The organism is Aeromicrobium sp. CnD17-E (assembly GCF_024124745.1).
In the GTDB taxonomy this organism is placed as follows: domain Bacteria; phylum Actinomycetota; class Actinomycetes; order Propionibacteriales; family Nocardioidaceae; genus Aeromicrobium.
Genome location: NZ_JAMXRU010000121.1, coordinates 1 through 8,413 on the forward strand (window position 1 = coordinate 1; position 8,413 = coordinate 8,413).

An 8,413-nucleotide genomic window follows, 5' to 3' on the forward strand; every position below is an offset into this window, starting at 1 on the left:
CGACGCGACCAGCGCGTCGAGGAGCAGGCCGCCGACCCCGCGTCGCTGCGCGTCGGGCGCGACGTACACCGAGTGCTCGACCACGCCGGCGTACACGGCGCGGCTCGACGTGGGCGAGCACGCCACCCAGCCGAGCACCGTGCCGCCGCCGACCGCGACGTGCCGGTGGCCCGGCGGACGGCCGGCCGCGAACACGTCCCACGTCGACGTCGAGGACTCGAAGGTCGCGTCACCCGTGGCGATCCCCGCCGCCCAGATGCGCTCGACGTCGGGCCAGTCCGCCTCGACCATGGGCCGGACGCCGACGTCGGACGGGCTGTCGGTCCGCGTGGTCATGGGCCGAGTATGCGCCCGCGGTGGCACGGCTCGTCGCCGTCACCCCCACGCAAACCGGCTCCTCCCCACGCAAGATTCCCGTGCCTGGTGCTGGTTTGCGTGGGGCCCCACGCAAACGGTCACGCGGGGCTGGGCGCGGAGGGGTCAGGTGGGGGTGGTGGTGCGGAGGAGGTCGGCGACGCGGTCCAGCGCGCCGGGGACGACGGAGTAGAACGCCCACGTCCCGCGCTGCTCGCGGGACAGCAGCCCCGCCTCGACGAGGACCTTCAGGTGGTGGGAGACGGTCGCCTGGCTGAGGCCGACCGGGCCGGTGATGTCGCAGACGCAGGCCTCGCCGCCCTCGTGCGCCGCCACCAGCGACAGCAGCCGGACGCGGCTGGGGTCGGCGAGCGCCTTGAAGGTGCGGGCCAGGTCGACCGCCTCCTCGCGCTCGAGCGGCGTCGAGGCCAGCGTCCCGCCACAGGCCGAGGCCGTCGTCGGGAGCGGCGAGGAGGTCACCCGGCGAGTATGCCCCAGGACCCGCTACGCTCCCTCCATCGACATCCGTCGATTTATCCGTCCCGACGAAGGAGCGGCCGTGCAGCAGCGCCTCGGCACCACGTCGTCCAGCCCGGCACCCCCGGTGGAGCGGCTGTCGCGGCTCGACCGGCTGCTGCCCGTCTGGATCCTGCTGGCGATGGCGCTCGGGCTGCTCCTCGGCCGCACCGTCGAGGGGCTCGACTCCGCGCTCGAGGCGGTGTCGGTGGGCTCGGTCTCGCTGCCGATCGCGGTCGGGCTGCTCGTGATGATGTACCCGGTGCTCGCGAAGGTCCGCTACGACGAGACGTCGCGGGTCACCGGCGACCGCCGGCTCCTCGCCGCCTCCCTCGTCCTGAACTGGGTCGTCGGCCCGGCCCTCATGTTCGCGCTCGCGTGGCTGTTCCTGCCCGACCTGCCGGAGCTGCGCACCGGGCTCGTGATCGTCGGCCTCGCGCGCTGCATCGCGATGGTCCTCATCTGGAACGACCTCGCCTGCGGCGACCGCGAGGCGGCCGCCGTGCTCGTCGCCGTCAACTCCGTCTTCCAGGTCGTCGCGTTCGGGGCGCTCGGCTGGTTCTACCTGCAGGTGCTGCCGGGCTGGCTCGGGCTCGAGACCACGTCGGCGGAGTTCTCGTTCACGGCGATCACCCTCAGCGTCGTGGTGTTCCTCGGCGTCCCGCTCCTCGGGGGCTGGGCCACCCGGACGCTCGGCGAGCGGGCGCGGGGCCGCGACTGGTACGAGGAGACGTTCCTCCCGCGGCTCGGCCCCTGGGCGCTCTACGGACTGCTGTTCACGATCGTCGTGCTGTTCGCGCTCCAGGGCGACGCCATCGCGAGCCGGCCGCTCGACGTCGCACGCGTCGCGCTGCCCCTGCTCGTCTACTTCGCCCTGACGTTCGCGCTCGGGATGCTGCTCGGCCGCGCACTGCGCCTCGGCTACGCCAAGAGCACGACGGTGGCCTTCACCGCCGCGGGCAACAACTTCGAGCTCGCCATCGCGGTCGCCGTGGGCACCTTCGGGGTGACCTCCGGCCAGGCGCTCGCCGGCGTCGTCGGCCCGCTCGTCGAGGTCCCCGTCCTGGTGGGTCTCGTCCACGTCGCGCTCTGGGCGCGTCGCTTCTACCCCCTCGAGGAGTCCCCCCGATGAGCCGTGCCCGTCCCACCGTCCTGTTCGTCTGCGTGCACAACGCCGGACGCTCCCAGATGGCCGCCGGCTTCCTGCGCGAGCTGGGCGGCGACGAGGTGGAGGTGCTCTCGGCCGGCTCCACGCCCGCCGACCAGGTGAACCCCGTGGCCGTCGAGGCCATGGCCGAGCTCGGCGTCGACATCGCCGGCCAGCAGCCGAAGGTCCTCACCGACGACGCCGTCGTCGCGGCCGACGTCGTCGTGACCATGGGGTGCGGCGACGAGTGCCCCTTCTACGTCGGCAAGCGGTACGAGGACTGGGTGCTCGACGACCCCGCGGGACAGGGTCTCGACACCGTGCGCCCGATCCGCGACGAGATCCGCACCCGCGTCGAGCAGCTCCTCGCCTCGCTGCGTTGAGCGGGGCCGCAGGGATGCGCCCGACCCCCGGCGCTGCCAGGGTGAGGGGATGAGCACCCCCGACGTCGCCGTGATCGGCGGATCCGGCTTCTACACGTTCCTGGAGGACCCCGAGCAGGTCGACGTGGACACGCCCTACGGCCCGCCGTCGGCGCCCGTCTCGGTCGGCCAGGTCGGGGACCGCACGGTCGCGTTCCTGCCGCGGCACGGCGCCGACCACCGCTACCCCGCGCACCGGGTGCCGTACCGCGCCAACCTGTGGGCGCTGCGCTCGCTCGGCGTCCGTCAGGTCCTCGCCCCGTGCGCCGTGGGCGGCCTGCGACCCGAGCTCGGTCCCGGCAGCTTCGTCGTCCCCGACCAGCTCGTCGACCGCACGAGCGGGCGCATGCAGACCTACTACGACACCGGCGCCGTGCACGTCTCGTTCGCCGACCCCTACTGCGAGCGTCTGCGCGGCCACCTCCTCGACGGCCTCGCCGACCAGCAGCCCACCGACGGCGGCGCCATGGTCGTCATCGAGGGTCCGCGCTTCTCCACGCGCGCCGAGTCGCGCTGGTACGCCGACCAGGGCTGGGCCGTCGTCAACATGACCGGCCACCCCGAGGCGGTCCTGGCCCGGGAGCTGGCGCTCTGCTACGCCACCGTCGCGCTCGTCACCGACCACGACGCCGGCGTCGACGACGGCGCTGGGGGTCACGGCGAGGCCGTCAGCATGGAGGCGGTCTTCCAGGTGTTCCGCGAGCACACCGACACCCTCAAGTCGACCCTCGCGACGGTCGTCGGCACCCTCGGCGAGCGCGACTGCGCCTGCGGCTCGGCCGTCGACGGCATGACGCTGCCGTTCGAGCTGCCGTGAGGGTCCTGCTCACCGGCGCGGCCGGGTTCATCGGCTCGCGCATCGACCTGCGGCTCGCCGAGCGGGGACACGACGTGGTCCGTCTCGACGCCTACCTGCCGATGGCGCACGGGCCGGGTGCCCGCGACACGGCACCGGACGACGTGCACCTGCTCGACCTGCGCGACGCCACCGAGGCGCAGCTCGACGCCGTGCTCGACGGGATCGACGTCGTGTGCCACCAGGCCGCGATGGTCGGCAACGGCGTCGACGCGCAGGACCTGCCCGACTACGCGGCGCACAACGACCTCGGCACCGCCCGCCTCCTCGCGGCGATGGCCCGCGTGGGGGTCGATCGGATGGTGCTCGCGTCGTCGATGGTCGTCTACGGCGACGGCCGCTACGACTGTCCCCAGCACGGTGACGTGCCGCCCGCGGTCCGCCGTGAGGACGACCTGGCGGCCGGCCGCTTCGACCCGCGGTGCCCCGTCTGCGGTGGCGACGTCACCTGGCGCCGGGTCACCGAGGACGCGCCGATCCGTCCGCGCACGTCGTACGCCGCCTCGAAGATCGCGCAGGAGTACTTCGCCGACGCCTGGTGCACGCTGCAGTCGGGCCGCGCCGTCGCCTTGAGGTACCACAACGTGTACGGCCCGGGCATGCCCGCGGACACGCCCTACTCGGGCGTGGCGGCGATCTTCCGGTCCGCCCTGGAGCGCGGCGAGGCGCCACGCGTCTTCGAGGACGGGCAGCAGGTGCGCGACTTCGTGCACGTCGACGACGTGGCGCTCGCGAACGCGCTCGCCGTCGAGACGGTGGCCGAGCACCCCGTGGGCGTGACGCCCTACAACGTCGCGTCGGGACGACCGTTCACGATCGGCGACATGGCGCGGGTGCTGTCGCGTGCGGTCGACGGCCCGGAGCCCGTGGTCACCGGCGACGCGCGCGTGTTCGACGTGCGGCACGTCCTCGCCTCGCCCGACAGGGCGGCCGAGGGGCTCGGGTTCCGCGCCGAGATCGCGCCCGAGGACGGGATCGCCCGCCTGGCCACCGACCCGCTGCGCCGACGCTGACCCGGCGTCACCAGCGGGTGACGAGCAGCGTCTGGGCGAGGAGCGCGAGCACGACCTGCGACGCCAGCAGGGGACGCTGCCAGCGGTCGGGCAGCAGCGCCGGCACCGCGACGACCCAGATCGTGAACGGCAGCCAGATCCGCTCGACCTCCGCCTTGCTCATGCCCGACAACGTCGCGAGCGCGATGGTGGTGAGGCCGCCGGCGGCGAGCACCGCGAGCGGCACGCGCCGTCGCGCGGCGTCGGCGGTGGCGGGGAACGCGGCCCACGCGGCCAGGCCCGCGGTGAACGTCCACGCCGCGAGGTTGGCCCACACCCAGTAGCCGTAGGAACGCTCCGACGCGATGCCGTCGTAGTAGCGCTCGCGCAGCACCGGGTAGGCCTCCCACCAGTGGAAGCCGAAGGCCGAGAAGGCCGCCGTCACCACGAGCGCGCCGCCCAGTGCCCACGGCAGGGCCCGCCAGCCGAGCGCCCGAGCCGATGCGACCTGCCCGCCCGCGCGGGACGTCCTCGTGGCCAGCCACAGCACCGTGAGCGCGAGGACGCCGAGCAGCACCAGGCCGTAGGAGAGGTAGACGCACCAGCCCAGCAGCAGACCGGCCGCGACGCCCTGCGCCCAGGCCCGCGGACCACGCGACGTCGACGCACGGGCCAGCAGGTACAGGCCCCAGGCGGCCACGGCGGCGAAGTACCAGTCGGCGCTGACCCCCGCCCACACCACGAGGGGCGCGAGGGCGAGCCACGGCGCCGCCCGTCGCGCGAGGTCGCGACTGCCGAGCAGGTCGAGCGTCAGCAGCACGGCGGCCACGGACGTCGCGCCCACGGTCACCACGACCATCGCGATCCAGAACGGGTCCTGGACGCCCAGCCGGTCGAGCAGCACGAACGAGAGCAGCGCGCCCGGGGGGTGGCCGGCCACGTGCGTGTGCCAGTTGTCGGGCGCCGACGACGGGATCCGCTCGACGAACTCCCGCAGCATGGCGGGCACGTCGCGCACGGTCTGCGCGTCGTGCGGGTACTCGCTCGTGCGGCCGTACACGCGGGCGAACCCGTAGCGGCCGTCGCTCAGCCCGAGCGCGCAGGTCCAGAGCCATCCCGCGAAGGTCGTCAGCACGACCACCACCCGCCAGGGCAGCTCGAGGCACAGACGCGGCAGCGCCGACCACAGCAGCACCCCGGCCGCGACCGCCACGAGCACGAGCGGGTCGAGGCGCGGACCCCACCACGCGTGCAGCGGCGGGAAGTGCACGCGCACGTCCTCGTCGAGCAGCAGCGGCACGACCATGGCCGCGACGACGAGCACGAGTCCGACGAGCGCCGACACGACGGCCGGGCGGGGGCGGGCCTGCATGGCGCCACGCTAGCCCGACCGTGACCGCGCCGCAGGGCCGCTGGTTGACGTGCGGGGTCGTGCCATCGCCCGTAGTTTCGGGGGATGGTCGATGCCGGCGTGACGTGCGACGTGGTGGTGCCGTGTCGCGACGAGGCGGCGGCCCTGCCGCTCGTCCTCGCCGACGTCCCCGCGGGTCTGCGGATCGTCGTGGTCGACAACGGCTCCACCGACGGCACGGCCGACGTCGCCCGCTCGCTCGGCGCGGTCGTGGTGCACGAGTCCCGTCCGGGGTACGGCGCAGCGGTGCACGCCGGCGTCGAGGCGGCCGAGGCGGAGTACGTGGCCGTGATCGACGGCGACGACTCGATGCGGCTCGCCGACCTCCTGCCGATGCTCGACGCCGTGCGCACCGAGGGCGTCACCATGGCCGTGGGTCGACGCCGGCCGGTCGCCCGCGGCGTCTGGCCCTGGCACGCACGCGCCGGCACGCTCGCCCTCGCCACCTGGATCCGCCGTTCGAGCGGCTTCGGCATCCACGACCTCGCGCCCATGCGGGTCTGTCGTCGCCAGGACCTCCTCGACCTCGACGTGCGCGACCGTCGCTTCGGCTACCCGCTGGAGCTCATGGTCAAGGCGTCCCGCGCGGGCTGGACGGTCCGTGAGGTCGACGTCGACTACCGACCGCGCGCGGCCGGCACGCGGTCGAAGGTGTCGGGGTCGGTCAAGGGCACCGCCCGGGTCGTCCAGGACTTCGCGAAGGTGCTCCGATGACGCCCGCGCCGCTCGAGCCGCCGTCGACCGGCCCGGTGCTGCTCGTCGTCGCCAAGGCCCCCGTGCCCGGACTCGCCAAGACGCGCCTCGGCCGGGTCGTCGGGCCCGACGCCGCCGCCGACGTGGCCGCCGCCGCCCTGCTCGACACCCTCGACGCCGTGCAGGCCGCCCGCGCGGTCACGGGCTGGCCGGTGGTGGTCGCGATGACCGGCGATGTCGCCAGCGCCGCCCGCGCGGACGACGTCCGGGCCGCGCTCGAGCGCACCATCGTCGTGCCCCAGCGTGGCGACGACTTCGGCGAGCGCCTCGCCCACGCGCACGCCGACGCCGGCGTGCACGGTCGCGGCACGGTGCAGATCGGCATGGACACCCCCCAGGTGGCCCCGGACGACCTCGTGACCGCGGGCAACGCCGTCGTCGAGGGCCGGCAGGTCCTCGGACCGGCCGACGACGGAGGCTGGTGGCTGCTCGGTCTGCCCGACCCGCGCCGCGCCGACGCCCTGCGCGACGTGCCGATGTCGCGCGACGACACCGGCGAGCTGACCCGCGCCGCGCTCGGCGACGTCGAGCTGCTGCGCGCGCTGTGCGACGTCGACGAGTGGCCCGACGCGCAAACGGTCGCCAGCGGCCTCCCGGGGTCGCGGTTCGCCGGAGCGGTGGACCGGTCCACGACGGCAGGAGCAGGGGCATGAGCCTGGACGACGCCACGTTCGACGCGGTCTTCACCTCCGACGACTCGCGGTTCGTCGACGACGCCGGGGTGGAGGAGCACCTCGCGGTGCACCGCTGGGCGGCCGACGCGGACGAAGCCGACCACGCCCTGTTCGTCGACCCCTGCTCGGGACCGACGCTCGACCTCGGCTGCGGACCCGGCCGTCTCGTGCACGCCCTCCTGCTGCGCGGGGTCGACGCGCTGGGCGTCGACACGTCTCGTGCGGCGCTCGGCCTGGCGAAGGCGCGTGGTTCCGTCGTGCTCCGGCGCGACGTGTTCGACCGGCTGCCCGGCGAGGGCCGCTGGCAGCACGCGCTGCTCGCCGACGGCAACATCGGCATCGGCGGACGGCCGGCGAGGCTGCTGCGCCGGGTCGGCGAGCTCGTCGCGCCCGGCGGCTCGGTGCTCGTCGAGGTGCGCGAGAACGGCGGCATCCTGCAGGAGAGCCGGCGGCTGCTGGTCGACGGTCGCCTCGGTGCGCCGTTCGAGTGGGCCGTCGTCGGCCTCGACGCCGTCAGCTACCTGGCCGACCGCGCCCACCTCGTCCACACCCGCACGTTGCAGGCCGACGGCCGCTGGGTGGCTGAGCTGCACCGACCGGTCCGGGGCTGAGGATCGTGCGCCTGCCCCGGGTCGAGGACTTCGAGGCCCGCGCGCGGGGCCCACGGCTCACGACCCGCGTCGGTACCTGGCTCGGGATCGCGTTCGGCGTCTGCTTCCTCACGGGGATGTGGAGCCACCTCCAGTACGACCCGCCTGCGTGGGCGCCGATCGGTCCGCGGCCTGCGTCGCTCTACCGCTGGACGCAGGGGCTGCACGTCGCGACCGGGATCGCCTGCGTGCCGCTGCTGCTGGTGAAGCTCTGGTCGGTCTTCCCACGCCTGTTCGCGCGACCGCCGTCCGGGCTGCGCCGCCTCGCGCTGCACGCCCTCGAGCGCGGCTCGATCGCCGTCCTCGTGGCCTCGGCCCTGTTCCAGCTGGTCAGCGGTCTGCTCAACGTCGTGCAGTGGTACCCGTGGTCGTTCTCGTTCCGCCCGGCGCACGAGGCCGTGGCCTGGATCGCGATCGGCAGCATCCTCGTGCACGTGGCGGTCAAGCTGCCGGTCGTCCGCCAGGCCTTCGCGCCCGAGCCGGAGCCCGACGTCGAGCGCGCCGGTGCCCCCGGACGTCGTGCCCTGCTGGCGACCGCGCTCGGCGCATCGGCGGTCGCGACCGTGCTCACCGTCGGGCAGAGCGTGCCGTGGCTGCGGCGCGTGTCGGTGCTCGCCGTGCGCGACGGGACCGGCCCG

At 74.6% G+C, this 8,413-nt stretch carries 10 protein-coding genes and 1 pseudogene; 8 read left to right on the forward strand and 3 right to left on the reverse strand.

The features are described from left to right. Positions 1-336, reverse strand: a 336-nt coding sequence (locus NH339_RS16055; protein WP_253027033.1) for a GNAT family N-acetyltransferase, incomplete at its 3' end; no start/stop codon positions are given. A 144-nt stretch (positions 337-480) separates the two neighbouring features. After that, positions 481-834, reverse strand: coding sequence for an ArsR/SmtB family transcription factor (locus NH339_RS16060; protein ID WP_374208336.1), 354 nt, complete (start codon positions 832-834; stop codon positions 481-483). A 79-nt stretch (positions 835-913) separates the two neighbouring features. On the opposite strand from NH339_RS16060, the gene arsB reads away from it, so the two are divergent. The 4 genes from arsB to NH339_RS16080 are packed head-to-tail and all read left to right on the forward strand — an operon-like array spanning position 914 to position 4,308. Then, a complete protein-coding gene (gene arsB / locus NH339_RS16065) occupies positions 914-2,002 on the forward strand; it encodes an ACR3 family arsenite efflux transporter (RefSeq protein ID WP_308207094.1) in 1,089 nt (362 codons plus the stop codon). Continuing rightward, positions 1,999-2,400, forward strand: coding sequence for an arsenate reductase ArsC (locus NH339_RS16070; RefSeq protein ID WP_253027034.1), 402 nt, complete (start codon positions 1,999-2,001; stop codon positions 2,398-2,400). Before arsB ends, NH339_RS16070 begins: the two co-directional genes overlap by 4 nt. A 49-nt stretch (positions 2,401-2,449) precedes the next feature. Beyond that, positions 2,450-3,256 (forward strand): S-methyl-5'-thioadenosine phosphorylase, encoded by an 807-nt coding sequence (locus tag NH339_RS16075; RefSeq protein ID WP_253027035.1) that lies wholly within the window; start codon positions 2,450-2,452, stop codon positions 3,254-3,256. After that, positions 3,253-4,308, forward strand: coding sequence for an NAD-dependent epimerase/dehydratase family protein (locus tag NH339_RS16080; RefSeq protein WP_253027036.1), 1,056 nt, complete (start codon positions 3,253-3,255; stop codon positions 4,306-4,308). Before NH339_RS16075 ends, NH339_RS16080 begins: the two co-directional genes overlap by 4 nt. Positions 4,309-4,315: 7 nt before the next feature. Here the strand turns inward: NH339_RS16080 and NH339_RS16085 are convergent, their stop codons facing one another. Next, positions 4,316-5,659 (reverse strand): hypothetical protein, encoded by a 1,344-nt coding sequence (locus tag NH339_RS16085; protein ID WP_253027037.1) that lies wholly within the window; start codon positions 5,657-5,659, stop codon positions 4,316-4,318. Between the two features lie 84 nt (positions 5,660-5,743). On the opposite strand from NH339_RS16085, the gene NH339_RS16090 reads away from it, so the two are divergent. The 4 genes and pseudogenes from NH339_RS16090 to NH339_RS16105 form a co-directional block, all read left to right on the forward strand. Beyond that, positions 5,744-6,412, forward strand: a complete 669-nt coding sequence (locus NH339_RS16090) for a glycosyltransferase family 2 protein (protein WP_253027038.1) — start codon at positions 5,744-5,746, stop codon at positions 6,410-6,412. Continuing rightward, the gene (locus NH339_RS16095) at positions 6,409-7,104 is read left to right on the forward strand and encodes a DUF2064 domain-containing protein (RefSeq protein WP_253027039.1); all 696 of its coding nucleotides are present in this window, start codon (positions 6,409-6,411) and stop codon (positions 7,102-7,104) included. Before NH339_RS16090 ends, NH339_RS16095 begins: the two co-directional genes overlap by 4 nt. Continuing rightward, complete coding sequence (locus NH339_RS16100; protein WP_253027040.1) at positions 7,101-7,736, forward strand: class I SAM-dependent methyltransferase; 636 nt, start codon at positions 7,101-7,103, stop codon at positions 7,734-7,736. Before NH339_RS16095 ends, NH339_RS16100 begins: the two co-directional genes overlap by 4 nt. A 5-nt stretch (positions 7,737-7,741) precedes the next feature. Then, a pseudogene (locus NH339_RS16105) lies at positions 7,742-8,413 on the forward strand (molybdopterin-binding protein); the annotation flags it as partial.

Coding starts and splice junctions, on each gene's coding strand:
- NH339_RS16085 (WP_253027037.1), bottom strand. CDS start 5,659: ATGCAGGCCCGCCCCCGCCCGGCCGTCGTGTCGGCGCTCGTCGGACTC.
- NH339_RS16075 (WP_253027035.1), top strand. CDS start 2,450: ATGAGCACCCCCGACGTCGCCGTGATCGGCGGATCCGGCTTCTACACG.
- NH339_RS16095 (WP_253027039.1), top strand. CDS start 6,409: ATGACGCCCGCGCCGCTCGAGCCGCCGTCGACCGGCCCGGTGCTGCTC.
- NH339_RS16070 (WP_253027034.1), top strand. CDS start 1,999: ATGAGCCGTGCCCGTCCCACCGTCCTGTTCGTCTGCGTGCACAACGCC.
- NH339_RS16090 (WP_253027038.1), top strand. CDS start 5,744: ATGGTCGATGCCGGCGTGACGTGCGACGTGGTGGTGCCGTGTCGCGAC.
- NH339_RS16100 (WP_253027040.1), top strand. CDS start 7,101: ATGAGCCTGGACGACGCCACGTTCGACGCGGTCTTCACCTCCGACGAC.